Origin of the sequence: Pseudomonas sp. G34 (assembly GCF_031119625.1) — a bacterium.
GTDB lineage: Bacteria > Pseudomonadota > Gammaproteobacteria > Pseudomonadales > Pseudomonadaceae > Aquipseudomonas.
Genome location: NZ_JAVHZV010000030.1, coordinates 165,510 through 191,586, shown reverse-complemented (window position 1 = coordinate 191,586; position 26,077 = coordinate 165,510). Strand labels below are relative to the sequence as shown.

Genomic DNA, 26,077 nt, shown 5'->3' with positions numbered 1-26,077 from the left:
CCGAACTTACCGGCCTGGGGTGCCGGGGTAAACCCTCGAGTCCGGCGTTGGCGGCGCGGCTACGCCGCAGCGCAGCAACCAAGGGACGCCCTGAAAAATGCGGTAGCATTTTACTCGCGCGCAGCTGCCAGCCTCTGGCGACGGCGAATGAAAAAGCCGCCCAGAGGCGGCTCGTGTTGCACGGCGCGGTGGCGCTGGCTACCGGATGGTCACCACCAGCTTGCCCACGGCCTGGCGCCGGGCAAGGGTGGCGATGGCTTGGCCGCCACGCTCCAGGGCGAAGGTTTGCGACACCAGCGGCTTGAGCTTGCCTTCGGCGTGCCAGGCGAACAGCTGCCGGAAGTTCTCGGCGTTGTCCGCCTGCTGGCGTTGGGCGAAGGCGCCCCAGAATACGCCGACCAGGGCGGCGCCCTTGAGCAGCGGCAGGTTGGCCGGCAGCGCCGGGATACCGCCTCCCGCGGCGAAGCCCACCACCAGGAAACGGCCGTTCCAGCCCATGCAGCGAAACGCCTCTTCGAACAGCGGGCCGCCGACCGGATCGAAGATCACGTCCACGCCGTTGCTGTTGGTGAGCCTTTTCACCTCGTCCTTGAGGCCCTGTTCGCTGTAGTTGATCAGTTCATCAGCACCAGCCTGGCGAGCCGCCTCGAGCTTTTCGGCGCTGCTGGCGGCGGCGATCACCCGGGCGCCCATGGCCTTGCCGATCTCCACCGCTGCCAGGCCGACGCCGCCTGCTGCGCCAAGCACCAGCAGGGTTTCGCCGGGCTGCAGGTTGGCGCGTTGCTTGAGGGCGTGCATGGAGGTGCCGTAGGTCATGCCGAAGGCGGCTGCGGTGGTCAGGTCCATGCTCTCGGGCACCGGCAGCACGTTGTAGGCGGGGGCGGCGACCTGTTCGGCGAAACCGCCCCAGCCAGTCAGGGCCATCACCCGGTCGCCGGTTTTCAGGTGCGCGACCTTGTCGCCCGTGGCGCTGACCAGGCCCGCGACTTCAGCACCGGGCGAGAACGGAAAGGGCGGCTTGAACTGGTACTTGCCTTCGATGATCAGCGTGTCCGGGAAATTCACCCCGGCGGCCTGCACCTCGATGAGCACCTCGTTGCCTTTCGGCCGGGGGCTGTCGACATCTTCCAGGACCAGCGTATCGGCGGGGCCGAAGGCCTTGCAGAGCAGTGCTTTCATCACGAGCTACCTCGAGCGGAGTAGCCCTGCAGTTTAGGCGGGGCGCCCCGTCGGTCAACGAGCATGGCCCCGTCTGATAACCCGCCATAAGCATTGGGCTGCGCGCCGCGCGTTGCTATGCTTGCAAGCACCCCAATGGAGATTGCCCCGTGAAAACCCTCATCACGCTTCTGCTTGCCTGCGCACTGTCGATCCCGGCTCTGGCCAACGAAGAAAAGAAGGAAGCTGAGGGAGAAGGTGCCGCCCCCCAGGTGATCTACCACAGCCTGACGCCCGCGCTGGTCGGCAATTTCGGTACCGGGCCGAAGCTCAAGTACTACAAGGCCGATGTGGCGCTGCGTGTCACCGGCGCTGATGCCGAGGCCAAGGTCACCCATCACGAGCCGTTGATCCGCAATCAGCTGGTGATGCTGTTCTCCCAGCAGACCGAAGAGAATCTGGCCACTCCGGACGCCAAGGAAAAGCTGCGCCAGGAAGCCCTCAAGCAGGTCCAGCAGGTGCTGACCGACGAGGAAGGCCAGCCGCTGGTCGAGGATCTGCTGTTCAATAACCTGATCCTGCAGGGCTGATCACTTCAGCAGCAGGATCGCCGTCCACTGCGCCTCGGTGACGGGCATCACCGAGAGGCGGCTGCCTTTGTGCACCAGCGCCAGTTCCGCCAGCGCGCTCTGCGCCTTCAGCTCAGCCAGCGGGATGACCCTCTCGAAGGCCTCGACGAATGCCACGTCGATGGCCGTCCACGGATTCTTCTCGGCGCTTGCCTTGGCGTCGTGGTAGGGGCTGTGCGGATCCAGCGCGGCGGGGTCCGGGTACGGCGCCCCTTCGATACGGGCGATGCCGGCCACGCCAGGCTGCGGGCAGCTGGAGTGATAGAACAGGAATTGATCGCCGGCCTGCATGCTGCGGATGAAGTTGCGTGCCTGGTAGTTGCGCACGCCATCCCAGCGGGTCTTGCCGAGGCGCTGCAGGTCATGGATCGACAGTTCGTCGGGTTCGGATTTCATCAGCCAATAGGGCATGAACTTTGCTCTCTGAGTCGGTGCGCTGCAGGGGCTGCGTGAAGAATGATCTGGCAAGAGGTAAGGGGTATGCGGCGCAAGCCTGATTTGTTGTGGGTACTGGTCTTCGTGTTAGGTCTGGGCATGGTGACCACCGGTTATACGCAAAGCCAGTGGCAGCAGGGTAAACCGCTTGCCGAGGCGGTTCGAGCCACGCTCTGAGCCTAGTACCAGCCGCCGTCGGTCACGGTGGCGTCCAGCGCTACGTCCCAATTGGCCATGGCCAATCGATCCACCTGCTGGCAGCGGTGGGCCAGTCCCAGCAGGGTCGGTTTGTGCCAATTTTTGCGCCGTGCCCGATAGGCCAGGCTGCGATCGTAGAAACCGCCGCCCATACCGAGCCGGCCGCCGTGTTGATCGAAGCCCACCAGGGGCAAAAGAACCAGGTCCAGCGTCCAGATCTTGCGCTGACGTTGGCCGTTGCGGCGCGGTTCGGGAATGCCGAAGCGATTGGCGGCCAGCTTTTCGTGCGCCTCGATGCGTTGAAAGACCATGCTGGTGCGTGGCCAGGATTTCAGTACCGGCAGGTAGACGCGCTTGCCGCGGGCATGGGCGGCGTTGATCAGCAGCTGCGGGTCGATCTCACCGTCATTGGCCAGATACAGGGCGACATGGCGTGCGCGGCGAAACAGCGGGTGCTGGGCCAGCTGTCGATACAGCGCCATGGCCGCCTTGCGTTGCGCCGCCCTGGGCAGCTCGCGGCGGGTTTTGCGCAGCGTGCGGCGCAGCTGGGCACGGGTCAGGTTGCTGGCTTCGATCATCGGCCGATCCCCTTGTTTCTCTGGGCTACGCCCGGCGGCCGCTGGCGCCGCCAACAAAAAGCCCGCTGCTGGCCTGGGCCAGCAGCGGGCTGCAATTTGTGACTCCCCAGCATGCCGCTGTCGGTTTAGCCCTTGAACCCGAAAGTTCAAGGTGGAGGTTGCAGGAAACCTTAAGGCTTTCCGTCAAGCGGACATGCACACCGGCCTCAACTGACAACCCCCGGGGTTGTGCGTATCGGCTCAGGGACATCAACCAACTGGCGCACACTCCAGGGAGCTGCGGCCAGTATAACAAAAAAGGCCGACCGTTGGTCAGACGCGGCCATCGCTGTCGTCATGCAGGGCGTTATCCACCCGGCCGAGCAGATCGCGCACGTGGTCGCGGGTGTCCGTGGCCTGCTTGTCGAGGTTCTGCTGCTTGTGCAGCAGATCATGGGTGATGTTCAGGGCAGCCATCACGGCAACGCGGTCGGCACCGATGACTTTGCCGCCGCTACGGATCTCCCGCATCTTGCCGTCCAGGTAGCGGGCGGCGTTCTGCAGGTTGCTACGCTCATCGGCGGGGCAGGCGATGCAATATTCTTTGTCCAGGATCTGAACGGTAACGGTATTCGATTGGGTCATGAGTCCTGCTCCAGGGCTTTGAGGCGCGAAATCATCGATTCGACCTTGTGCCGAGCCATTTCGTTCTTTTCGATCAGATGAGCGCGTTCTTCGCGCCACGCCTGCTCGCTTTCCAGCAGCAGACGATTTTGTGCCTTGAGTCGCTCGACACGCTGGATCAGCAGCTCCAGCTTTGCCGTCAGGGCGTGTAGATCGGCGTCTTCCATTGGCTCTCGCTTTGGCAGGGTGTACGCAGTGTATAGATTCAGCGGTTCGCCAGCGCAAACCGGCCGATGGTCTTGGCGCGTCTGCCGATGCTAGGATAGAAAGCCTCCATTCTAGTGATTGCGCCGCTTGGCGCCTAGTGATCGATGCCGACTTCCAGTTCTCCCTACGCTGCATTCGCCGCCCTGCTCGCCAGTGGTGGTTCTTCCGTTTCGCCTGCCGAGCTGCACGGCCTGTTGCTGGGCCGCAGCTGCGCCGGTGCCGGCTTCGAAGCCGGCACCTGGCTGGTCGACGCCACCGAGCTGCTCGGCGTGGAACCGCCGGAAAACATCCGCCAGGCGCTGATCGGCCTGCAGGAGATGGTGCGCGGCGAGCTGACCGGTGACGAGGTTACCGTGGTTCTGCTGCTGCCCTCCGACGACGCGCCGCTGGCCGAGCGCGCCGTGGCACTGGGCCAGTGGTGCCAGGGCTTTCTCGGCGGCTTCGGGCTGACGGTCGGCGATGCTGCCCTGAGCGCCGAAGCCATGGAAGTGCTGCAGGATTTGTCCGCCATCGCCCAGGTGCAGAATGCCCTGGACGAATCCGAGGACGGCGAGAACGATTACATGGAAGTCATGGAGTACCTGCGCGTCGCGCCGCTGCTGCTGTTCAGCGAGTGTGCCAAGCCGGCCGCCCCGGCGCCGAAGCCTTCGCTGCACTGATCGCGCCTTTCACCGACCGGAATCGAGCCTGCCCATGACCAGCATCTCCAAAGCGGAATACGCCCGTCGCCGCAAGGCGCTGATGGCGCAGATGGAACCCAACAGCATCGCCATCCTGCCGGCGGCGCCGGTGTTCATCCGCAACCGTGACGTGGAACATATCTACCGTCAGGACAGCGATTTCCAGTACCTCTCCGGCTTCCCCGAGCCGGAAGCGGTGATCGCCTTGATCCCCGGTCGTGAACATGGCGAATACGTGTTGTTCTGCCGTGAGCGCGATCCCCTGCGTGAGCTGTGGGACGGCCTGCGTGCCGGCCAGGAAGGCGCCATCAGCCAGTACGGTGCGGACGATGCGTTCCCGATTGGCGATATCGACGACATCCTCCCCGGGCTGATCGAAGGCCGCGAGCGCGTGTATTACGCGGTGGGCACCAATCCCGAATTCGACCGCCACCTGATGGAGTGGGTCAATGTGATCCGCTCCAAGGCCCGCCAGGGCGCCTCGCCACCCAAGGAATTCGTTGCGCTGAACCATTTCCTCCACGACCTGCGGCTGTACAAGTCGGCCGGTGAAGTGAAGGTCATGCGCGAAGCCGCGCAGATTTCCGCCCGTGCCCATGTCAAGGCCATGCAGGCCAGCCGCGCCGGGCTCCACGAGTATCACCTGGAAGCCGAGCTGGATTACGAATTCCGCAAGGGCGGCTCGAAGATGCCGGCCTACGGCTCCATCGTCGCCGCGGGCAAGAATGCCTGCATCCTGCATTACCGCGAGAACGACGCGCTGCTCAAGGATGGCGACCTGGTGCTGATCGACGCCGGCTGCGAGATCGACTGCTACGCCAGCGACATCACCCGCACCTTTCCGGTCAGCGGCAAATTCTCGCCCGAGCAGAAGGCCATCTACGAGATCGTGCTGGCCGCCAATCTGGAGGCGTTCAAGTTCATCGCCCCGGGCCGCCATTGGAACGAAGCCCATGAGGCCACGGTGCGGGTCATCACCCAGGGCCTGGTGGCGCTGGGGCTGCTGGAAGGCGATGTCGACGAGCTGATCGCGGCCGAGGCCTACAAGCCGTTCTACATGCACCGCGCCGGCCACTGGCTGGGCATGGACGTGCACGATGTGGGCGAATACAAGGTTGGCGGTGAGTGGCGCGTGCTCGAACCAGGCATGGCGATGACCGTCGAGCCGGGCATCTACATTGCGCTGGACAACCAGAACGTCGCCAAGAAATGGCGCGGCATCGGCGTGCGCATCGAGGATGACGTGGTGGTGACCAAGACCGGTTGCGAGATCCTCACGGGTGACGTACCCAAGGCCGTCGACGAGATCGAGGCCCTGATGGCCGCCGCCCGCGCGCGGGTAGCCTGAGGCCATGCTGCGCGTCGACGTGGCGATCATTGGTGGCGGGCTGGTCGGCGCGAGCCTGGCGCTGGCGCTGCAGGGCGAGGCGCGCAAGCGTGGCTGGCGCATCGCGTTGATCGAGCCGTTCGCCCCGGGCGAGGGCTACCAGCCCAGTTACGACGCGCGCTCCACGGCGCTGTCCTACGGTTCGCGGCTGATCTACGAAGGCCTCGGCCTGTGGCCGGCGATTGCCGAACAGGCCACCGCCATCGAACGCATCCACGTCTCCGATCGCGGGCGCTTTGCGGCCGCGCGGCTGAGCGCAGCGCAAGAAGGCGTGCCGGCACTGGGCTACGTGGTGGAGAACGCCTGGCTCGGCCACTGCCTGTGGCAGGCGCTGGACGCCGAGGTGATCCACTGGCGCTGCCCGGCCCAGGTCGAAGGTATGGAAGCCACCGCCGATGGCTATCGCCTGACCCTCGATGACGAAACCCTGATCGACTGCTCGCTGGCCATTCTTGCCGATGGTGGGCGTTCGTCGTTGCGTGAGCAGTTGGGGATTAGCGTCAACCAGCGGCCTTACGACCAGACCGCGCTGATCGCCAATATCACCCCTGAGCGGCCCCATGCTGGCGAGGCGTTCGAGCGCTTTACCGAATCCGGCCCGCTGGCGCTGCTGCCGCTTTCCGAGAATCGCTGCGCGCTGGTATGGACGCACCCGAGCCGCGACGTCGAACGCCTGCTCAAACTCGATGAGCGCACGTTCCTTGCCGAGTTGCAGCAGGCCTTTGGTTATCGCCTTGGCGCACTCAAACAGGTCGGCGCGCGCGTGCCGTATCCGCTGGTGCTGATCGAGGCCGCCGAGCAGGTGCGCGCCAACCTGGTGGTGCTGGGCAATGCCGCCCACAGCCTGCACCCGATTGCCGGGCAGGGCTTCAACCTGTCGTTGCGCGATGTGCGCGCGCTGGCCGACACCTTGCTGGCGAGTACGGCGCCGTTAGGCGATCTGGCCACCCTGCAACGCTACGCCGGCATTCAAGCCGGTGATCAGGCGCGTACCGTGGCGTTCTCCGATCAGGTCACCCGCTTGTTCAGCACCGACCAGCCGTTGCTCGCTGCCGGCCGCAACCTGGGCCTGCTGGGTCTGGAACTGCTGCCGCCGGCCAAACGCTGGTTCGCGCGCCAGGCCATGGGCATGGGTACCCGCGGTAACCCGCAATGAATGCACGCCAGCTGGCGCGCAAGGCCCGTATGCTGCGCTGGATCATGAATCTCTATCCGCCCTATCTGGGCGCCGGTGTATGGATCCGGCGCATTGCCCCGGACTTTCGCGAGGTCGACGTACGGATGGCGCTGCGCTGGTACAACCGCAATTACGTCGGTACCCAGTTCGGCGGCAGCCTGTATTCGATGACCGACCCCTTCTACATGTTGATGCTGATGGAGAACCTCGGCCGCGACTACGTGGTCTGGGACAAGGCCGCCAGCATCGATTTCATCGCACCCGGCCGCGGCCCGGTGTTCGCCTCGTTCGCCATCGACCAGGCGTTCATCGACCAGGTGCGCGAGCGCACCGCTGGCGGTGACAAGTACCTGCCCGAACTTCAGGTGGAGGTGCGCGATGGCAGCGGCACCCTGGTGGCGCGGGTCAACAAGACGCTTTACGTGCGGCTCAAGCCGCGCGGGCGACAGGCAGCCTGAGGATATGAACGAGATGCGTGCAGACCTGATCATCGTCGGTGCCGGAATGGTTGGCAGTGCCCTGGCCCTCGCCCTGCGCAAGCAGGGGCTGGAATGCCTGGTGCTCGACGGCGGGCCGATGACTGTCGAGCCCTTCGACGCCACTGCCGGCTACGAGCCGCGGGTCAGCGCCCTGTCGATGGCCAGCCAGCGCATCCTCGAGCGCCTTGGCGCCTGGCCCGGCGTGCTGGCGCGGCGCAGCTGCCCCTACAGCGAGATGCATGTGTGGGATGGCAGCGGCACCGGCAATATCCATTTCAGCGCTGGCAGCGTGCATGCGCTGACCCTGGGGCATATCGTCGAGAACCGGGTAGTGCAGGACGCCCTTGTCGAGCGCCTGCATGACAGCGATGTCGGCGTGCTCGCCAATGCGCGCCTGGAGCGCATGCGCCACTCCGGTGATGACTGGTTGCTGACCCTGGCCGATGGCCGCGAGCTGCGCACCCCGCTGGTGATCGCCGCCGATGGTGCCAACTCGGCGGTGCGTCGCCTGGCTGGTTGCGAAACCCGCGAGTGGGATTACCTGCACCACGCCATCGTCACCAGCGTGCGCTGCGCCGAGGCCCATCAGGCCACGGCCTGGCAGCGCTTCACCGACGAAGGCCCGCTGGCCTTCCTGCCACTGGGCGAGCGCGATGGCGAGCACTGGTGCTCGATCGTCTGGTCAACCACGCCGGATCACGCCAGCGGGCTGATGGCGCTGGATGACCAGGCGTTTTCCACGGCCCTCGGGCAGGCGTTCGAACATCGGCTGGGCCAGGTGCTGCAGGTGGATCGCCGCCTGTGCATTCCGCTGCGCCAGCGCCACGCCAAGCGCTACGTCGAACCTGGCCTGGCGCTGATCGGCGACGCCGCCCACACCATCCACCCGCTGGCCGGGCAGGGCGTCAACCTCGGCTTTCTCGATGCGGCGGTGCTGGCCGAGGTGCTGGGGCAGGCCGCCGCCCGTGGTGAGCGGCTGGCCGGCGAGCCTGTGCTGAGCCGCTACGAGCGCCGGCGCATGCCCCACAACCTGGCGATGATGGCCGCGATGGAAGGCTTTCAGCGGCTGTTCCAGAGTGATTCACTGACGCTGCGCCTGGCGCGCAACGCCGGCCTCGATCTGGTCGATGGCCTGGATCAAGCCAAGGCGTTGTTCGTACGTCAGGCCCTGGGTTTGAGCGGCGACCTGCCGGCGCTGGCCAGGCCATGATGGCGCTGTAATATCTGGCAATGACGTGCCGGTGTGCGATGCAGATGCGAGTCACTATCATCCTGGCTCTCTCATCTCTCGCAAGGTCTCTGTCATGTCGGTACGTCGCGCGCTTCTCGCCGTTTTCACCCTCAGTACCCTGGCCAGTGCAGTGCAGGCCGCTGACGAGGTCGTGGTCTATTCCTCGCGTATCGACGAGCTGATCAAGCCGGTTTTCGATGCCTACACCGCCAAGAGCGGCGTTGCGGTGAAGTTCATCACCGACAAGGAAGCGCCGTTGATGGCGCGTATCAAGGCCGAAGGCGAGAACACCCCGGCGGATCTGTTGATCACCGTCGACGCCGGCAACCTCTGGCAGGCCGAGCAGATGGGCATTCTGCAACCGATGAAATCCAGCGTCGTCGACGCCAATATTCCTGCCCAGTATCGCGCTGCCAGCGGCGCCTGGACCGGCCTGTCGCTGCGCGCCCGGACCATCGTCTACTCGCCGGAGCGGGTCAAGGACGGCGAACTGACCACCTACGAAGCATTGGCCGACAAGAACTGGGAAGGTCGTCTGTGCCTGCGCACCAGCAAGAAGGTCTACAACCAGTCGCTCACCGCGACCCTGATCGAGACCCACGGCGAAGCCAAGACCGAAGAGATCGTCAAGGGTTGGGTGAATAACCTGGCCACCGACGTGTTCCCGGACGACAACTCGGTGATCAACGCCGTGGCCGCCGGCCAGTGCGACGTTGGCATCGTCAACACCTACTACTTCGGCCGCCTGCACGAGCAGAACCCGGATCTGAAAGCCAAGCTGTTCTGGCCGAACCAGCAGGACCGCGGCGTGCACGTCAACCTGTCCGGCGTTGGCCTGACCAGGCATGCGCCGAACCCGGAGGCTGCACAGAAGCTCGTCGAGTGGATGACCAGCGCCGAGGCGCAGAACATCTTCGCCGACGCCAACAAGGAATTTCCGGCCAATCCGAAGGTGAAGCCCTCGGCGGAAGTCGCCTCCTGGGGTGAGTTCAAGGCCGACAGCATCGCCGTGGAAGTGGCCGGCAAGCGCCAGGCCGAAGCCATCCGCCTGATGGACCGTGCCGGCTGGAATTGATCGACGATCACTGCGCCTGAACGAGCCATCAGCGGCTCGTCAGGCGCGTGCAAGCGACGCCCCGGCATTGTCCGGGGCGTCGTGCTTTGGGTTTATTGGAGCCTGTTGATGATCCGTGGCATCAACTTCGCCAAGTTTGGCTGCAACGTTAGATCAGTGGCCTTTTGTAGGGTGGGCGACGCGTTATCCGCCCACCATTTCGCAATCGCAATGGTGGACAAGAAGAGCGTTGTCCACCCTACGTCTAAAGATCGTTAACAGGTTCTTAGGAGTTTGCTTGGCCCATCCCGCCCAGCGTCGCTGGTATCCGATCGCGTTTGCCGTGGCCCTGCTGGTGCTTATGCCACTGCTGGTATTGCTGGCCAGCTGGCACGAGGTCGACCGGCAGATCTGGTCGCACCTGTGGCAGACCCAGCTGCCGCGGCTGCTCGGCAATACCCTGACGCTGGTAGTCGGCGTCGGCGTCGGGGTGACGCTGCTGGGGGTGAGCCTGGCCTGGCTGACCAGCCTCTGCGAGTTTCCCGGCCGGCGCTGGCTGGATTGGGCGCTGATGCTGCCGTTCGCCATTCCCGCCTACGTGCTGGCTTTCGTGTTCGTCGGCCTGCTGGATTTCTCCGGGCCGGTGCAGAGCGCATTGCGCGAGTGGCTGGGCAGCGGTGTGCGCTTTCCCAGGGTGCGCTCCACAGGCGGGGTGATCATCGTCCTGGTCCTGGTGTTCTACCCCTATGTCTACCTGCTGGCGCGCAATGCCTTTCTGGCCCAGGGCAAAGGGCTGATGGAAGCGGCGCGTACCCTTGGCCACTCGCCCTGGCAGGCGTTCTGGCGGGTGGCCTTGCCGGTGGCGTGGCCCGCGATCGGCGCCGGCCTGGCGCTGGCGTTGATGGAGACCCTGGCCGATTTCGGCGCGGTCTCGGTATTCAACTTCGACACCTTCACCACCGCCATCTACAAGACCTGGTACGGTTTCTACAGCCTGGGCAGTGCGGCGCAACTGGCCTGCCTGTTGTTGTTCGCGGTGATGCTGGTGCTCTATGGCGAGCGCCGTGCCCGCGGCGCCGTGCGGCCCGCCGTGGAGCGGCCGCGCAGTGACGCGCTGTATCGCCTGAGCGGCCTGCGCGCGGTGCTGGCCAGTGCCTGGTGCCTGTTGGTATTCGCCTGTGCCTTCGTGATCCCGATGCTGCAGTTGCTGGTGTGGTTCTGGCAGCGTGGGCGCTTCGATCTCGATGAGCGCTACCTGGGGTTGATCCTTCACACCCTGTACCTGGGCGCCATGGCGGCGCTGATCACCGTGTCGGTCGCCCTGGTGCTGGCGTTTGCCCGGCGCCAGGCACCGACCCGCTTGATGGGCGCTACCGTTGGCCTGGCCAACCTCGGCTACGCACTGCCGGGCTCGATGCTGGCGGTGGCGATCATGCTGGCCTTCAGTACCCTGGACAACGGCCTGGTGATTCCCCTGTCGACATGGCTCGGCGGCGCCGGCAAGGCGCTGTTGCTGGGCAGCCTGGGCGCACTGCTGCTGGCCTACCTGATCCGCTTTCTGGCGGTGGCCTACGGGCCGCTGGAAACCAGCCTGGCACGCATTCGCCCGTCGCTGGCCCAGGCGTCGCGTAGCCTGGGTGTCGGCGGCGTGCCAATGTTCCTGCGCCTGTACCTGCCACTGTTGATGCCGGGTGTGTTGTCGGCGGCCCTGCTGGTCTTCGTCGATGTGCTCAAGGAAATGCCGGCCACGCTGCTGATGCGCCCATTCGGCTGGGACACCCTGGCCGTGCGCATCTTCGAGATGACCAGTGAAGGCGAGTGGGCGCGCGCCGCGCTGCCGGCGCTGACCCTGGTGCTGGTCGGGCTGCTGCCGGTGATCGTGCTGATCCGCCGCTCGGCCCGGCGAATCGGATAAGCGGTCATCTGGCGGTTCCAGAGCCGCGCACCGATGCCTGCCGGGCGCTTTGTTACACCGCCTGCCAATGTGCGAGATGACCCGCCCCGACCATGCCGCTACAATGCGCGCCATTCGCTGCGGCCCGCCATGCAGCCAGGTCCGAATTCATCCGGAATGGCCCGTTCTACGCGCGTCCCAGCCTTGCAACGCCCGGAAGGAGATCCCATGGGACAGCGCACACCTCTTTACGACCTGCACCTGGCGCTCGGCGCCAAGATGGTCGATTTCGGCGGCTGGGACATGCCGCTGCACTACGGCTCCCAGGTCGAGGAGCACCACCAGGTGCGCCGCGACTGCGGAGTGTTCGACGTCTCCCACATGACCGTGGTCGACGTGCAGGGCGCCGATGCCAGGCCCTACCTGCAGCGCCTGCTGGCCAACGACGTGGCGCGTTTGCAAACCCCGGGCAAGGCGCTCTACAGCACCATGCTCAATGAACAGGGCGGGGTGATCGACGACCTGATCGTGTACCTGCTCGGTACCGTCGAGGTGCCGGCCTATCGGCTGGTGGTCAACGCCGCCACCCGTGACAAGGACCTGGCCTGGATGCGCGCCCACAGCACCGAGTTCGATGTCGAGCTGCGCGAGCGCAGCGACTTTGCGCTGTTCGCCGTGCAGGGCCCGAAGGCCCGCGCCAGAACCGCCGAGCTGGTCAGCCAGTCACGCGCCAGCCTGATACACGAGCTCAAGCCGTTTCAGGGCCTGCCAGACGGCGAGTGGTTCATCGCCCGTACCGGTTACACCGGCGAAGACGGTCTGGAAATCATGCTGCCGGCCGGCGAGGCCGTGGCCTTCTTCAACGATCTGGTCGGTGCCGGTATTTCCACCATCGGTCTGGGTGCGCGCGATACCTTGCGCCTGGAAGCCGGCCTGAACCTCTACGGCCAGGACATGGACGAGCAGTCCTCGCCGTTGGCCTGCAACCTCGCCTGGACGGTGGCCTGGGAGCCAAGCGAGCGCGCATTCATCGGTCGCGAAGCGCTGCAACGGCAACACCAGGCTGGTGGACACCCGCGTCTGGTCGGTGTGGTGCTCGAGGAGCGTGGCGTGTTGCGCGCTCATCAGGTGGTGCGCGTCGACGGCATCGGCGAAGGCGAGATCACCAGCGGCAGCTTCTCGCCGACCCTCGGTAAATCCATCGCCCTGGCGCGTGTACCGGCAGACACCAGGGATCGCGCCGAGGTGGAGATCCGCGGCAAGTGGTACCCGCTGCGCGTGGTGCAGCCGAGCTTCGTGCGCCATGGCAAGGTGTTGATCTAACGTCCACGCTGACGCGTCCGTGCGCGCCTGCTAAATTCCCCGGACGGCGCGGTCGCCGTCCTGTCTGATGAGGAACGACAACATGAGCTCTATCCCCGCCGATCTGCGTTACGCCACCAGCCACGAATGGGCACGCCTGGAAGCCGATGGCAGCGTCACCGTGGGCATCTCCGATCATGCTCAGCAAGCGCTGGGTGATGTGGTGTTCATCGAGCTGCCGGAAATCGGCAAGGTGCTCGACGCGGGCCAGGAGGCTGGTGTGGTCGAGTCGGTGAAGGCTGCTTCCGACATCTACGCGCCAGTCGGTGGCGAAGTGATCGCCATCAACGAAGCCCTGGCCGACAGCCCGGAAAGCGTCAACAACGACCCGTACGGCAGCTGGTTCTTCAAGCTGCAGCCTAGCGACGCCTCCCAGCTGCAGAAGCTGCTGGACAGCGCGGGCTACCAGGCGAGCATCGACGGCTGAGCCGTGATGCATGAAAAAGCGGGCCCAAGGGCCGGCTTTTTCATTACTGCTGGGCGCTGCGCGTTCTGACTACTGCTGGGCAGTGAGAATCGCGGTGGCCAGCTCCATGTCGCTGGCTTGCAGATCCGGGTTGTCGGTGCGGATCTTGTGCAGCGCCGCTTCCAGATAGGGGCCGCGGATTTCGCCGTTGCTGGCGATATAGCTGCTGGCGTCATCCTGGGCGGGGACGATCATCTTGTTGTCCTTGAACGTCAGGTAGGTCGAGGCGGTGGTCGCCCCCGACGACAAGACGTCGCGCAGGTTGACGGCATGGACCTGGGTGGCAGCGGCCAGAAAAAGGCCGGCGAGCAACAGCGAACTTGAACGGCGCATGGCAATGACTCCTGTGGTTTTTTCCTCTCATTGAGAGTCACGCCGCACGCCACAGGTTCCACTGCCTTGATGGGCCGCCAGGCTGGTGGCCGTAGCCGCTCGCCCTAGAGTTCGAAGCGCTTGACCGAGGCCTGCATGGTCTGGGCGGAGTTGTCCATCTGCACCAGCATCTGCGCCAGTTCCTGCATGGCCCTGTTGTTGCGCTGGGCCACCTCACTGATCATTTCCACCCGCTCGGCGACTTCATTGCTGGCCTTGGACTGCTCGGTGATGGTGTGGGCGATTTCGTCGACCATCTGCGCCGAGCGCTGCACGCCCTGGCGAATTTCGGTGATCGAGGCATTGGCCTGCCGGGCCATGCCTACGCCATCGGAAACCCGGCTGACCCCGGCGTCCATGCTCTTCACCGCCTGGGCAGTGGCTTCGCGGATGCGCTGGATCATCGCGGTGATTTCCTGGGTCGACTGCGCGGTACGGGCCGCCAGGCCGCGCACCTCATCGGCCACCACGGCAAAGCCGCGGCCCGCTTCGCCGGCCCGCGCCGCCTCGATGGCGGCGTTGAGCGCCAGCAGGTTGGTCTGTTCGGCAATGCCGCGGATCACCTGGATGATCGAGTCGATTTCCTCGGACGACTGGCCCAGCACGGTGACGATCTGCGATGACTGATTGACCGCTTCGGCAATGTGGCTCATGCCATCGACCACGCCGACGATCACTTGCCCGCCGCTGGTGGTGAGTTGTTCGGATTGCTCGGAAATATCCCGGGCGCTGCGGGTATGCTCGGCGATCTGGGCGATATTGCCAATCATCTGCTCCATCGCCGCCGCCATGCTGGTGGCGCCTTCGGCCTGATCGCTGGCGCCTTGCGCCACTTCGCTGGAGGTCTGGCTGAGCTGCTGGGAGGCGCGGCGCAACTCCTCGCTTTCCGAACGGATGGTTTCGATCATCTGCCGCAAGCTGGCCTGCATGTCGGCAAGGCTTTGCTGCAGCTGGCCGGCTTCGTCATTGCTGTCGACGCTGATGGGCGTGCGCAGATTACCCTGAGCCATGGCCCGTGCGGCCTGGATGATCTTGGCCAGGGGGCGCAGTACCGAGCTCAGCAACTGCCGGGTGATCGCCAGGATCAGCAGGCAGGCGACGGCCAGGCTGCCCCATTGCCACCAGGAGGCCTGCTGCACCACGGCTTCGGTTCGTTCACGGGTATGCGCGACGCTGGCTTCGATCTGCTCGCTGATCGCCTCGTTGCGCACTTCCAGCTCGCCGAAACTGCGCGCGAAGTCGGGCATCTGTGTGCGTGCTGCCAGCGGGTCGTTCAGCGCCTGCGCGACGATACGGCTGGCCGACTGGATGTAGGCCTCCAGCACCGGGCCAACCTCATCGATGGCCTGGCGGATATCGGCGGCCAGCGGCAATGCCGCATTGTTGGCCATGGCCTGGCGAAAGCGCGCGCTGTGTTCCTCGAGGTCGTCGCGTACCTGGGCGGCGGCTGAGCTATCGCCGGGGGCGGTGAGAAAGGCGGCGAGTACGTCGGCGCGCAGGGCGTCGTGCATCATGTCGCCATCCATGTGGTGGCGCAGGGCGTTGGCGTTGATTTCGTTGGCGGCAAGGGCATCGCTGAGCTGCGCCTGGCCCCAGAGGCCGATGCCTCCGACCAGGAGGGTGGCAACGATACTGACGGCCCCACAAGCGAGCATCTTCTGGCGGATATTCATGGCGCCGCTCCTGGCATGAGCAGGCTGCTCCCGAGCCCGCGTTGGTTCAGATTAGCGCTGCTCGCTTTGCGGTGTCACGCGCAATACTTCTTCGATGGTGGTCTGCCCTGCAGCGATCTTTTGCGCACCGGAAAGGCGCAGGCTGCGCATGCCATCCTTGAAGGCCTGGCGCCGCAATGGCGTGAGGTCGGTGTCGGCGCTGATCAGCGGCTTCAGGCTGTCGCCCAGCAGCATGATCTCGTACACCCCGGCGCGCCCGCGGTAGCCGGTTTCCCGGCACTCGACGCAGCCTACGGCGCGGTGTGCACCGGTCGGCAGCGGGGCGTTCCAGGGGCGGGTGAGTTCCTGCCAGTCGGCTTCGTCGAGCTCGACCGGCGCCTTGCAGTGCGGACACAGGGTGCGCACCAGGCGCTGGGCCATGACGCCCAGCAAGGTGGCCTTGAGCAGGTAATGCGGCACGCCCAGTTCGAGCAGGCGGGTGATGGCGCTCGGCGCGTCGTTGGTGTGCAGGGTGGAGAGCACCAGGTGGCCGGTCAGCGCCGCCTGGATGGCCATTTCGGCGGTTTCCAGGTCGCGGATTTCGCCGACCATGATGATGTCCGGGTCCTGGCGCATCAGGGCGCGCACGCCGCTGGCGAAGGTCAGGTCGATGTTGTGCTGCACCTGCATCTGGTTGAAGGCGCCTTCGATCATCTCGATGGGGTCTTCGATGGTGCACACGTTCACTTCCTCGGTGGCCAGCTGCTTGAGGGTGGTGTACAGCGTGGTGGTCTTGCCCGAGCCGGTGGGGCCGGTGACCAGGATGATGCCGTTGGGCTGGCCGGTCATGCTTTCCCAGCGCTTGAGGTCATCCGGGCTGAAGCCCAACTGGTCGAAGCCGCGCAGCAGCACGTCCGGGTCGAAGATGCGCATCACCATCTTCTCGCCAAAGGCGGTGGGCAGGGTCGACAGGCGCAGCTCGACCTCGTTGCCGGCCGGCGTCTTGGTCTTCACCCGGCCGTCCTGGGGTTTGCGTTTCTCGGCGACGTTCATCCGCCCCAGGGTTTTCAGGCGGCTGACGATGGCCATGGTGACCTGGGCAGGGAACTGGTAGACGGTGTGCAGCACGCCGTCGATGCGAAAGCGCACGCTGCCCTGCTCGCGACGCGGCTCGATATGGATGTCACTGGCGCGCTGCTGGAAGGCGTACTGGAACAGCCAGTCGACGATGTTCACCACGTGGGCATCGTTGGCGTCCGGCTCCTGATCCTGGGCGCCGAGGTTGAGCAGTTGCTCGAAGTTGCCGACGTTGCTGATCTTCGCATCGCTGTTGGTGGCGCCGCTGACCGAGCGGGCCAGGCGGTAGAACTCCACGGTGAAGCGCTGGATATCCGCCGGGTTGGCCACCACGCGCTTGATCGGGCGCTTGAGCACATGCACCAGGTTGGCTTCCCAACTGTGCATGAACGGCTGGGCACTGGCGATGGTGACTGCCTCGGCATTCACCGCCACGGCGAGGATCTTGTGGCGCTGGGCGAAGGCGTAGGACATCAGCGGGGTGACCGCCGCGGCGTCGATCTTCAGCGGGTCGATGCGCAGGTACGGCTGCCCGGCCAGTTGCGCCAGCCAGAGGGTCAGGCTTTCCAGGTCGAGGGTACGGCCCGGGCGCGACTGATCCTCGAGCTGCTGGGCAGCCAGGAATTCCAGCGGGTGCAGGTCGGTGTTGGCGCCACTGCGGCGGATCGCCAGGCATTGCTCGGCGCTTTCCTGGGCGATACGACCCTGGCCGACCAGCTCGCGCAACAGCTCGTTGAGGTCCAGCAGGCGGTCGGCGGCGGTAGGCGAAAGGCTGGACATGCAGGCTCCTGATTAACCTAGTTGGGTGGCGTCCCGTGCGGGAGGCCAGCATGCCTGATTATGCCGGCGCCGACTAAGCGCCGGTTCATGGTTCGCCGATCAGGGCTGTGCCCTGGGTGGCGGCTCGCCTGCTGGCGGCAGTTGTTCCGGGGTTGTTGGCGCTTCGCCTGCGCGGGCGTCTTCCAGGCTCTGTGGCGGCAGCGCGGGTGGTGGGGTAAGCCCCATGGATACATAGATGCTGGTCAGCGCATCGACGCCCATGTTGGCGGGCTTGACCCACTCCGCCGGCACGTAGAGCAGGCCGCCGCCGACCGGAATCGGCGCGGTGGGCACCAGGATCGCCAGATGTGGGCGGCCTTCCAGCTCCACCGGTTCCGAGGTCGGCTGCAGGGCCAGCACCGCCACCCCATCGCCACCGCCGAAAAAGCACCACACCGGGCGCATGCTGGTGATGTCGGTGTTCTTCTTGTCGAGCAGGCCGACGAAGCGGTCGGCCAGGTTGTAGAAGTTGCCGATCAGCGGGGTACGCCGCAGGGTCACGTCGATCAGCCAGCCCAGCGGGCGGCGCAGGCCCAGCTTGACTGCCAGGCCGAGGGGATAGAGGCTGATCAGCAGCACCAGGGTGCCGAGCAGGTAGGCCAGGTAGGGGTTGCTGGCGAACGGCGTGCCGAGGGCGGCGAACAGCCGGCCGATGGCCGTGGACGGGCCGATCAGGTTGTTGAGCAGGCTGACCAGCCAGGCCAGCACCACCATGGTCAGGGCCAGGGGCAGCAGCGCCAGCAGGCCGGTCAGCCAGGTGGCAGCGATGGATTTCAGGCTGAGTTTGAACATCGAGAGGCATCCTGTCGTCGAGCGGGGCAGGTGGCGGAGCCACCTGCCGTGTGCATCAGCCGTTCTTCAGCAGCGCTTTCCAGGGTTTGAGACTCATGATGATCTGCGCCTGGGTCATGCGCGCTTCCAGTTCTTCTGGACTCAGCGGGCGCTTGGCCAGTTCAGCCAGTTTGTTGAGCTCGCCGAACAGCCGGTCGGCCTCGGCGATCTCCAGCGTGCCGCGGGCCAGGTGCAGCCAGAGCAGCAGGCGTTCCAGGCGCGGCAGTTGCTCGGCCAGGTCCTCGGGTTGCTGCTGGTAGCGCTTGAGTTGCAGGTCGCGGCCTTCCTCGGCGAAGAAGGTCGGCAGCCAGCTTTGCAGCGCCGCAGCGCCCTGGCGATCGCCACGCTTGGTGCGCGCGCTGGTCCAGGTACGGGCCAGCAGCCAGCGCGAGGTGTTCAGTGAGAACAGGCCCCAGCGGGTCTGCTGCAGTTCGGCGGCGAACCGGGCCGGTGCCTCCTGGCGCGCAGCCTCGTCCTGCTGGCCGGCCTGTACCCGTGGGCGCCACTCGTCGAGCAGGGCGTCGAGCACCTGGCGCAGTTCGCTGGTGCTGGCGCGCGGGGCGGCCTGACCGAGGCTGCTGAACAGGGCGCGCAGCTCCACCAGGGCGTCCAGCCAGTCGACCAGCAGGCGCCAGTGGCCGTTATGGCGGTACTGTTCAGCCAGGCGCTGGCTGCTGCCGAGCAGGAACCAGCCGATGCTGGCCACGGCGTCGTCCAGGCTTTGCTCGGCATCCAGTTGCGGGGTGGGCAACTGCAGGCCGTAGCTGGCCTCGTCGAACAGGCGGTAACCGCGTTCGGCCTTGCTGATGTCGCAGGGCATCAGCGGCAGATCGGCGGCCAGTTCGGCGGCCAGCTCCAGCAGCGCCTCGGGCTCGCCTTGGCGCAGTTCCAGTTCCAGCTCGCAGATTTCTTCCTGTTGCTTGCCGGCGATCACCTTGCCCAGGTCCAGCGCCGCCTCGATGACCACCCGTGCCTTGCCGCGGCCCCAGGCGATTTCGGCGCGCTGGCGGACGAAGTCGGTGGTGAAGATCGGTTTGAGCTGCTTCTTGTCGAGTTCGGCCAGGGCGGCCGGCCAGCAGCTGTCGTCGAGCTTCTTGAGGTCCAGCTTGGCCTTGCTCAGGTACCAGTCCCACTCGTTGCGCTCGGACAAGCCAGCCACGCTCTGGCCGCGGCTCTTGAGGGTCTGGATGATCTGTTCGCCATCCTTGCGCAGCCGCAGGGCAACCTTGGCGCCAGCAAGGTCGCGGGCCTCGGTGTCGAAATACTGGTTGAACAGCTCGCTTGTCTCCCAGCCGGCCTTGCTGCGTTTCTTCAGCAGGGGGTGGGTTTGCAGGGCGGCCAGGGTTTCGCGGCTGGCGCGCAGTTTGATTTCGGTTTCTTTATTCATTGCGAGGGCTCGGTGAAGCGGCGGCGGCGGGGGGTTGCACGGTACGAGGCATTGCCCCGCACGTCAGGCCGTACAGGGTAGAGGAAAAGCGCGGCGGATGCAGGTTGGCGAGCGCCGTTGGCGGCTGTACGGGCCAGGGGAAAAACATTCATGTCTGTATTTTTCCTGATTTTTATCTGCTTTTCGCATTAAATCAGTGACGAAATACGACTTTATGACGAAGCGATGACACGCGCTGGCGAGCCTGGAACGTGATCCGTATACTTGCCGCCTTCTTAAAGCCGGGGTTCACCCTATGCCAGTCAATCCGTTTGCCAGCCTGTTTGGCCGTTCACCCATCGGACCGATGCAAAAGCACTTTGCCAAGGCCCACGAGTGCGCGGCGAATCTTGTGCCGTTCTTCGAAGCCGTGATGGCTCAGGACTGGGCCAAGGTTGAACAGGTACAACAGGAAATGGCCAGCCTCGAATATGAGGCCGACAAGCTCAAGAAAAGCGTGCGTCAGCACCTGCCCAAGAGCCTGTTTCTGCCCGTGCCGCGCTCGGACTTGCTTGAGCTGCTGAGTGTGCAGGACAAGGTTGCCAACCGCGCCAAGGACATCGCCGGCCTGATGCTGGGCCGTGAAATGGCCATTCCGCAGGCCCTGCAACCGCTGATGCGCAGCTTCGTGCAGCGCACCGTGGATGCCAGCGCCCAGGCGCTGAAGGCCATGAATGAGCTCGATGAATTGCTGGAGACCGGCTTTGGTGGCCGCGAGGCGGCCCTGGTCGAAGCCATGGTGCTGGAGCTGGAGCAAATCGAACGCGACACCGACAAGATGCAAATCGAAGTCCGCCGTGCGCTGTTCAAGCTGGAAAAGGATCTCCCTGCTGTCGATGTGATGTTTCTCTACAAGATCATCGAATGGATCGGCGACGTAGCCGATCGTGCAGAACGTGTCGGCAACCGACTGGAACAACTGCTGGCGCGCTAGGCGCCAGTGTCCTTTCTGGAATCTACGGATTAACTACTTATGTCTCTGATTGCGGACTACGGCCTCGTATTGCTGCTGCTCGCCTGTCTCTTCGGCTTTTTCATGGCCTGGGGGGTGGGCGCCAATGACGTGGCCAACGCCATGGGCACATCGGTGGGCTCGCGCGCCTTGACCATCAAGCAGGCGATCCTGATCGCCATGGTATTCGAGTTCGCTGGCGCCTACCTGGCCGGTGGCGAGGTGACCGAAACCATCAAGAGCGGGATTGTCGATGCATCGATGATCTCCCCGGATCTGATGGTGCTGGGCATGATGTCGGCCCTGTTGGCGGCCGGCACCTGGCTGCTGATCGCCTCGACCAAGGGCTGGCCGGTGTCCACCACCCATTCCATCGTCGGTGCGGTGATCGGCTTTGCCGCCGTTGGCGTGTCGATGGACGCCGTGCACTGGAGTGGCGTCGGCCCGATCGTGGCCAGCTGGGTGGTGTCGCCGGTGTTGTCCGGCTTCGTCGCGTTCGGTCTGTTCGTCAGTGTGCAGCGGCTGATCATCGATACCGACAATCCCTTCCTCAACGCCAAGCGTTTCGTGCCGCTGTACATGTTCGCTACCGGTTTCATGGTCAGCATCATGACCCTGACCAAAGGCCTCAAGCACATTGGCCTGAACCTCTCCACCACTGAAGGGTTCTTCCTTTCCGCGGGCGTTGGGGCTTTGATCATGCTGCTCGGCATCGCCTTGCTCAGCCGTATCAAGGTCGACGTCGAAGCGGACAAGGCGTTTCATTACGCCAGCGTCGAGAAGGTCTTCGCCGTTCTGATGATCTTTACCGCGTGTGCCATGGCCTTCGCCCACGGCTCCAACGACGTGGCCAACGCCGTCGGCCCGCTGGCGGCCATTGCCGGGGTGATTCAATCCAACGGTGACATGGTCGTTGGTGCCAAATCCGCGGTGCCAGGCTGGGTGCTGCTGCTCGGTGCGGTGGGTATCGTGATCGGCCTCGCCACCTACGGCTACAAGGTGATCGCCACCATCGGCAAGGAAATCACCGAGCTGACCCCAAGCCGTGGTTTTGCGGCCGAACTGGCCACCGCCACCACCGTGGTCGGCGCCTCGGCCATCGGCCTGCCCGTCTCCACCACCCATACGCTGGTCGGTGCGGTGTTGGGGGTCGGTCTGGCGCGCGGCATTGGTGCGCTGAACCTGGGGGTAATCGGGAAAATCTTCATGTCCTGGTTGATTACCTTGCCGGTCGGTGCGGCGCTGTCGATCTTCTTCTTCTTTATCCTGCGCGGCATTTTCCTCTAGGAAATCCCCTGGCGGTTTCATCTCGGCGGGCGATGCCTCTATCATGGGGCCTCGCCCGCGGAGACCGCTTATGCCCCTGCCTTCCTTGAAAGATCAGTTCGCTGCGCTGATCGCCACGCCTTCGGTGAGCTGCACCCAGGCTGACTGGGACCAGAGCAACGGCCCGGTGATCGAGTTGCTCGCCGGCTGGCTGAGCGACCTTGGTTTCAGCTGCGAGATCCAGACCATCGAACCCGGCAAGTTCAACCTGCTGGCCAGTTATGGCAGCGGGCCGGGCGGGCTGGTGCTCGCTGGCCACAGTGATACCGTGCCCTTCGATGCCGCACTGTGGCAGACCGACCCGCTGAAACTCACCGAGGTGGACGGCCGCTGGGTTGGTCTGGGGGCTTGTGACATGAAGGGCTTCTTCGCCCTGGTGATCGAGGCGGTCCGCCCGTTGCTCGAGCAGCCGTTCAAGCAGCCGCTGATCATCCTCGCCACCTGCGACGAAGAAAGCTCGATGTCCGGTGCCCGCGCGCTGGCCGAAGCCGGTCGGCCGCTGGGGCGCGCCGCGGTGATCGGCGAGCCGACCGGGCTCAAGCCGATCCGCCTGCACAAGGGCGTGATGATGGAGCGCATCGACATACTCGGGCAGAGCGGCCACTCCTCCAATCCGGCCCTGGGCCGCAGCGCCCTGGACGCCATGCACGAGGCCATGGGCGAGCTGATGCAGCTGCGCCGGCAGTGGCAGCAGGAGTACCGCAACCCGCAGTTCAGCGTGCCGCAGCCGACCCTCAATTTCGGCTGCATCCACGGCGGCGACAACCCCAATCGCATCTGCGGGCAGTGCTCCCTGGAGTTCGACCTGCGCCCGTTGCCGGGCATGCAGCCCGAAGCGCTGCGTGCGGCGATCCGCCAGAAGCTGCAACCGCTGGCCGAGCGCCATGAGGTGAGCATCGATTTCGCGCCGCTGTTCCCCGCCGTTCCGCCGTTCGAGCAGGTCGCCGATGCCGAGCTGGTACGCCTCGCCGAACGGCTGACCGGGCACACCGCCCAGGCGGTGGCCTTTGGCACCGAGGCGCCGTATTTCCAGCAACTGGGTTGTGAAACCCTGGTGCTCGGCCCCGGCGACATCGACTGCGCCCACCAGCCGGGCGAGTACCTGGATACCGACCGGCTGATGCCCACGGTGCAGCTGCTGCGCCAACTGATTCAGCACTATTGCCTGAGCCCACGCTGACATGAGGAGCACTGCGCTGATGCCATTGCGACGACGATAACGCACCGAATCTGCGAGGCCGGACGCTTCGCGCCCATTGCTGCTTCTTTCGTTCTCCCAAGGGTTTCGCTGCATGTACGACTACGTCAACTGGCTTCGCCACGCTTCGCCCTACATCAATGCCCACCGTGACTGCACCTTCGTGGTCATGCTGCCGGGCGAGGGTGTCGCCCATCCGAATTTCGGCAATATCGTCCACGACCTGGTGTTGTTGCACAGCCTCGGCGTGCGCCTGGTGCTGGTGCATGGCTCGCGCCCGCAGATCGAAGCGCGCCTGCAGAGCCGTGGGCAGGCGCCGATCTATCACCGTGGCCTGCGGGTGACCGACAGCGCGACACTGGAGTGCGTGATCGATGCTGTTGGATCGCTGCGCATCGCCATCGAAGCCCGACTGTCGATGGATATCGCTGCCTCGCCCATGCAAGGCTCACGGCTGCGGGTCAGCAGCGGTAACTACGTCACCGCGCGGCCGATCGGCGTGGTCGATGGCGTCGACTACCACCATACCGGCGAAGTGCGGCGCATCGACCGCAAGGGCATCAACCGCCAGCTCGACGAGCGCAATATCGTGCTGCTGTCGCCGCTCGGTTATTCGCCCACCGGCGAGATCTTCAACCTGGCCTGCGAAGACGTGGCCATGCGTGCGGCCATCGACCTGGCCGCCGACAAACTGATCCTGTTCAGCAGCCAGCAGGGCCTGCTCGACGATGACGGCAAGCTGATCCGCGAACTGCGCCCGCAGCAGGTGCCGGCCCACGTGCAGCGCCTGGGCAGCGACTACCAGGGCGAGTTGCTGGACGCCGCCGCCCAGGCCTGCCGCGGGGGCGTCAAACGCAGCCATATCGTCAGCTACACCGGCGATGGCTCGTTGCTCACCGAGCTGTTCACCCGCGATGGTGGCGGTACCCTGGTCGACCCCGAGCAGTTCGAGTCGCTGCGCGAGGCGGATATCAACGATGTCGGTGGGCTGATCGACCTGATCACCCCGCTGGAGGAGCAGGGCATTCTGGTGCGCCGTTCGCGAGAGGTGCTGGAGCGTGAGATCGGCCAGTTCAGCATCGTCGAGCGCGACGGCATGATCATCGCCTGCGCCGCGCTGTATCCGATCGCCGACTCCACCTGTGGTGAGCTGGCCTGCCTGGCGGTCAACCCGGAGTATCGCCATGGTGGCCGTGGCGACGAACTGCTCGAGCGCATCGAAGAGCGCGCCCGGGCCAAGGGCATCAATACCCTGTTCGTGCTCACCACCCGCACCGCTCACTGGTTCCGCGAGCGCGGCTTCGAGCCGAGCAGCGTCGATCGCCTGCCGGCGGCGCGCGCCTCGCTGTACAACTTCCAGCGCAATTCGAAGATCTTCGAAAAGAGCATCTGACCCTCAGCCTGGTTGAGCCAGGCGATACCCGGGAGCCATCCTGGGTGTCGCTGCGCTCGACGCCAGGCTATCGGTCGGCTGTTGAGCGGCGCAGCGCGCGTTAATCCATGCCATTGGGTGGCGCGGTGGCCCATATTGGTCAAGGCTGCAGTGACACCCTATCGATAAAGGACTGCGCATGCCCATTCGACGCTTACCGATCACCGCTGCCATCGCACTCTCATTGCTGGCGTTTTCTGCGCTCGCCGCTGACCTGGCCCCTGAGGCGTTGCTCAAGAAAGCCGAAGCCGAGCAGAAACCGTACCTGGCTACCGTCGAGCAACTGGTCAACGTCGATACCGGTACCGGCCAGGAGCCTGGATTGAAAACCGTCAGTGCCCTGTTGGTCGAGCGGCTCAAGGCGTTGGGCGCGGAAGTCGAAACCAGCCCGGCCAGCCCGTCGGCGGGCGACAACATCGTCGGCACCTTCAAGGGCACCGGCAGCACCTCGTTCCTGCTGATGGTGCATTACGACACCGTGTTCCTGCCGGGCACTGCCGCCAAGCGGCCGTTCAAGGTCGAGGGTGAGCGCGCCTATGGCCCTGGCGTGGCCGATGCCAAGGGTGGCGTGGCGATGATCCTGCATTCACTGAAGCTGCTGCAGGATCAGCAGTTCGACGGCTTCGGCACGCTGACCGTGCTGTTCAACCCGGATGAAGAAACCGGCTCCGCCGGCTCGAAGAAGATCATTGCCGAACTGGCCCGCCAGCATGACTACGTATTCTCGTACGAGCCGCCAGACAAGGACGCGGTAACGGTTGCCACCAACGGCATCAACGGCCTGATGCTCGAGGTCAAGGGCAAGTCCTCCCACGCAGGCTCGGCTCCGGAGGCCGGGCGCAACGCGGCGATGGAGCTGGCGCACCAGATGCTGCAGCTCAAGGATCTCGGCGATCCGGCCAAGGGCACCACGGTCAACTGGACGATGGTCAAGGCCGGCGACAAGCGCAACATCATCCCCTCCAGTGCTTCGGCCGAGGCGGACATGCGCTACTCGGACCTGAGCGAAAGCGACCGGGTGCTGGCCGACGCGCAACGTCTGGTGCAGAAAAAGCTGATCGACGATACCGAGGTCACCGTGCGTCTCGAGAAAGGGCGCCCGCCACTGGCCAGGAATGCCGGCTCCGAGCAACTGGCCAAGCAGGCCCAGGCGCTCTACGCGAAGATCGATCGCAGCATCGAGCCGATTGCCATGCGCTTCGGCACCGATGCCGGTTACGCCTACGTGCCGGGCAGCGACAAGCCGGCGGTGCTGGAAACCATGGGCGTGGTGGGCGCCGGCCTGCATGCCGACGACGAATACATCGAACTGTCGAGCATCGCGCCTAGGTTGTACCTGACGGTGGCGCTGATTCGTCAGTTATCGGCGCAGTAGCGTGGCGGCAGCGCGAGCC

26 protein-coding genes, 1 other RNA gene and 1 pseudogene are annotated in these 26,077 nt (G+C 65.1%); 16 read left to right on the top strand and 12 right to left on the bottom strand.

Going from position 1 to position 26,077, the window contains the following annotated elements; genetic code table 11:
- Window positions 1–198: 198 nt before the first annotated feature.
- A complete protein-coding gene (locus tag QYS36_RS22430; protein WP_308841581.1) occupies window positions 199–1,179 on the bottom strand; it encodes an NADPH:quinone oxidoreductase family protein in 981 nt (326 codons plus the stop codon).
- Between the two features lie 149 nt (window positions 1,180–1,328).
- Here QYS36_RS22430 and QYS36_RS22425 point away from each other — a divergent pair, with 149 nt between their 5' ends.
- Window positions 1,329–1,748 (top strand): flagellar basal body-associated protein FliL, encoded by a 420-nt coding sequence (locus tag QYS36_RS22425; protein WP_308841580.1) that lies wholly within the window; start codon window positions 1,329–1,331, stop codon window positions 1,746–1,748.
- Here QYS36_RS22425 and QYS36_RS22420 read toward each other — a convergent pair whose 3' ends face one another.
- The gene (locus tag QYS36_RS22420; protein ID WP_308841579.1) at window positions 1,749–2,198 is read right to left on the bottom strand and encodes an EVE domain-containing protein; all 450 of its coding nucleotides are present in this window, start codon (window positions 2,196–2,198) and stop codon (window positions 1,749–1,751) included.
- 69 nt (window positions 2,199–2,267) lie between these two features.
- On the opposite strand from QYS36_RS22420, the gene QYS36_RS22415 reads away from it, so the two are divergent.
- On the top strand, window positions 2,268–2,399 hold the full coding sequence (locus QYS36_RS22415; RefSeq protein WP_308841578.1) for a hypothetical protein: 132 nt from the start codon (window positions 2,268–2,270) through the stop codon (window positions 2,397–2,399).
- Between the two features lie 2 nt (window positions 2,400–2,401).
- Here QYS36_RS22415 and QYS36_RS22410 read toward each other — a convergent pair whose 3' ends face one another.
- From QYS36_RS22410 to QYS36_RS22395, 4 genes are all read right to left on the bottom strand, one after another.
- On the bottom strand, window positions 2,402–2,998 hold the full coding sequence (locus QYS36_RS22410; protein ID WP_308841577.1) for a 5-formyltetrahydrofolate cyclo-ligase: 597 nt from the start codon (window positions 2,996–2,998) through the stop codon (window positions 2,402–2,404).
- Between the two features lie 99 nt (window positions 2,999–3,097).
- A non-coding RNA gene (gene ssrS / locus QYS36_RS22405) (6S RNA) lies at window positions 3,098–3,277 on the bottom strand.
- Window positions 3,278–3,310: 33 nt separating this feature from the next.
- Window positions 3,311–3,622, bottom strand: coding sequence for a cell division protein ZapA (locus QYS36_RS22400; RefSeq protein WP_308841576.1), 312 nt, complete (start codon window positions 3,620–3,622; stop codon window positions 3,311–3,313).
- Entirely contained in the window at window positions 3,619–3,828 is a 210-nt protein-coding gene (locus QYS36_RS22395; RefSeq protein WP_013789617.1) for a TIGR02449 family protein, read from the bottom strand. Before QYS36_RS22395 ends, QYS36_RS22400 begins: the two co-directional genes overlap by 4 nt.
- Window positions 3,829–3,972: 144 nt before the next feature.
- Between QYS36_RS22395 and QYS36_RS22390 the strand changes: the two genes are divergently transcribed.
- The 9 genes from QYS36_RS22390 (at window position 3,973) to gcvH (ending at window position 13,559) form a co-directional block, all read left to right on the top strand.
- Window positions 3,973–4,527 carry a YecA family protein gene (locus QYS36_RS22390; protein ID WP_308841575.1) on the top strand — a complete coding sequence of 185 codons (555 nt, stop codon included), beginning with the start codon at window positions 3,973–3,975 and terminating at the stop codon, window positions 4,525–4,527.
- 34 nt (window positions 4,528–4,561) lie between these two features.
- Window positions 4,562–5,896 (top strand): Xaa-Pro aminopeptidase, encoded by a 1,335-nt coding sequence (pepP, locus tag QYS36_RS22385; RefSeq protein WP_308841574.1) that lies wholly within the window; start codon window positions 4,562–4,564, stop codon window positions 5,894–5,896.
- Window positions 5,897–5,900: 4 nt separating this feature from the next.
- Window positions 5,901–7,091: a 2-octaprenyl-6-methoxyphenyl hydroxylase gene (gene ubiH / locus QYS36_RS22380; protein WP_308841573.1), complete on the top strand. Its 1,191-nt coding sequence runs from the start codon at window positions 5,901–5,903 to the stop codon at window positions 7,089–7,091.
- Window positions 7,088–7,570: a DUF4442 domain-containing protein gene (locus QYS36_RS22375; RefSeq protein ID WP_308841572.1), complete on the top strand. Its 483-nt coding sequence runs from the start codon at window positions 7,088–7,090 to the stop codon at window positions 7,568–7,570. The genes ubiH and QYS36_RS22375 overlap by 4 nt, the downstream gene beginning before the upstream one ends.
- Window positions 7,571–7,583: 13 nt before the next feature.
- Entirely contained in the window at window positions 7,584–8,801 is a 1,218-nt protein-coding gene (locus QYS36_RS22370; RefSeq protein WP_308841571.1) for a 2-octaprenyl-3-methyl-6-methoxy-1,4-benzoquinol hydroxylase, read from the top strand.
- Window positions 8,802–8,895: 94 nt separating this feature from the next.
- The gene (locus QYS36_RS22365) at window positions 8,896–9,897 is read left to right on the top strand and encodes an extracellular solute-binding protein (RefSeq protein ID WP_308841570.1); all 1,002 of its coding nucleotides are present in this window, start codon (window positions 8,896–8,898) and stop codon (window positions 9,895–9,897) included.
- Between the two features lie 277 nt (window positions 9,898–10,174).
- On the top strand, window positions 10,175–11,791 hold the full coding sequence (locus QYS36_RS22360) for an iron ABC transporter permease (protein WP_308841569.1): 1,617 nt from the start codon (window positions 10,175–10,177) through the stop codon (window positions 11,789–11,791).
- A gap of 207 nt (window positions 11,792–11,998) precedes the next feature.
- Window positions 11,999–13,093: a glycine cleavage system aminomethyltransferase GcvT gene (gcvT, locus tag QYS36_RS22355; protein ID WP_308841568.1), complete on the top strand. Its 1,095-nt coding sequence runs from the start codon at window positions 11,999–12,001 to the stop codon at window positions 13,091–13,093.
- Between the two features lie 82 nt (window positions 13,094–13,175).
- Window positions 13,176–13,559: a glycine cleavage system protein GcvH gene (gcvH, locus tag QYS36_RS22350; protein ID WP_308841567.1), complete on the top strand. Its 384-nt coding sequence runs from the start codon at window positions 13,176–13,178 to the stop codon at window positions 13,557–13,559.
- Window positions 13,560–13,628: 69 nt separating this feature from the next.
- On the opposite strand, the gene QYS36_RS22345 is transcribed toward gcvH, so the two are convergent.
- From QYS36_RS22345 to QYS36_RS22325, 6 genes and pseudogenes are all read right to left on the bottom strand, one after another.
- Window positions 13,629–13,931, bottom strand: coding sequence for a DUF2388 domain-containing protein (locus QYS36_RS22345; protein ID WP_308841566.1), 303 nt, complete (start codon window positions 13,929–13,931; stop codon window positions 13,629–13,631).
- Between the two features lie 104 nt (window positions 13,932–14,035).
- Window positions 14,036–14,749, bottom strand: a complete 714-nt coding sequence (locus QYS36_RS24110) for a methyl-accepting chemotaxis protein (RefSeq protein WP_374990498.1) — start codon at window positions 14,747–14,749, stop codon at window positions 14,036–14,038.
- 141 nt (window positions 14,750–14,890) lie between these two features.
- Window positions 14,891–15,217, bottom strand: a pseudogene (locus QYS36_RS24105) (HAMP domain-containing protein); the annotation flags it as partial.
- A gap of 477 nt (window positions 15,218–15,694) precedes the next feature.
- Entirely contained in the window at window positions 15,695–17,479 is a 1,785-nt protein-coding gene (locus tag QYS36_RS22335) for a GspE/PulE family protein (RefSeq protein ID WP_308841564.1), read from the bottom strand.
- Between the two features lie 99 nt (window positions 17,480–17,578).
- Window positions 17,579–18,310: a DUF502 domain-containing protein gene (locus QYS36_RS22330; RefSeq protein WP_308841563.1), complete on the bottom strand. Its 732-nt coding sequence runs from the start codon at window positions 18,308–18,310 to the stop codon at window positions 17,579–17,581.
- Window positions 18,311–18,365: 55 nt separating this feature from the next.
- Window positions 18,366–19,736, bottom strand: coding sequence for a CYTH domain-containing protein (locus tag QYS36_RS22325; protein WP_308841562.1), 1,371 nt, complete (start codon window positions 19,734–19,736; stop codon window positions 18,366–18,368).
- Window positions 19,737–20,031: 295 nt separating this feature from the next.
- Between QYS36_RS22325 and QYS36_RS22320 the strand changes: the two genes are divergently transcribed.
- The 5 genes from QYS36_RS22320 to QYS36_RS22300 all read left to right on the top strand — a co-directional run bounded on the left by QYS36_RS22320 (window position 20,032) and on the right by QYS36_RS22300 (window position 26,058).
- On the top strand, window positions 20,032–20,709 hold the full coding sequence (locus QYS36_RS22320; protein ID WP_308841561.1) for a TIGR00153 family protein: 678 nt from the start codon (window positions 20,032–20,034) through the stop codon (window positions 20,707–20,709).
- A gap of 39 nt (window positions 20,710–20,748) precedes the next feature.
- On the top strand, window positions 20,749–22,014 hold the full coding sequence (locus QYS36_RS22315; RefSeq protein WP_308841560.1) for an anion permease: 1,266 nt from the start codon (window positions 20,749–20,751) through the stop codon (window positions 22,012–22,014).
- Window positions 22,015–22,084: 70 nt separating this feature from the next.
- Complete coding sequence (argE, locus tag QYS36_RS22310) at window positions 22,085–23,233, top strand: acetylornithine deacetylase (protein WP_308841559.1); 1,149 nt, start codon at window positions 22,085–22,087, stop codon at window positions 23,231–23,233.
- A gap of 112 nt (window positions 23,234–23,345) precedes the next feature.
- Complete coding sequence (gene argA / locus QYS36_RS22305; RefSeq protein WP_308841558.1) at window positions 23,346–24,644, top strand: amino-acid N-acetyltransferase; 1,299 nt, start codon at window positions 23,346–23,348, stop codon at window positions 24,642–24,644.
- Window positions 24,645–24,822: 178 nt separating this feature from the next.
- Window positions 24,823–26,058 (top strand): M20/M25/M40 family metallo-hydrolase, encoded by a 1,236-nt coding sequence (locus QYS36_RS22300; RefSeq protein ID WP_308841557.1) that lies wholly within the window; start codon window positions 24,823–24,825, stop codon window positions 26,056–26,058.
- Window positions 26,059–26,077: the final 19 nt, after the last annotated feature.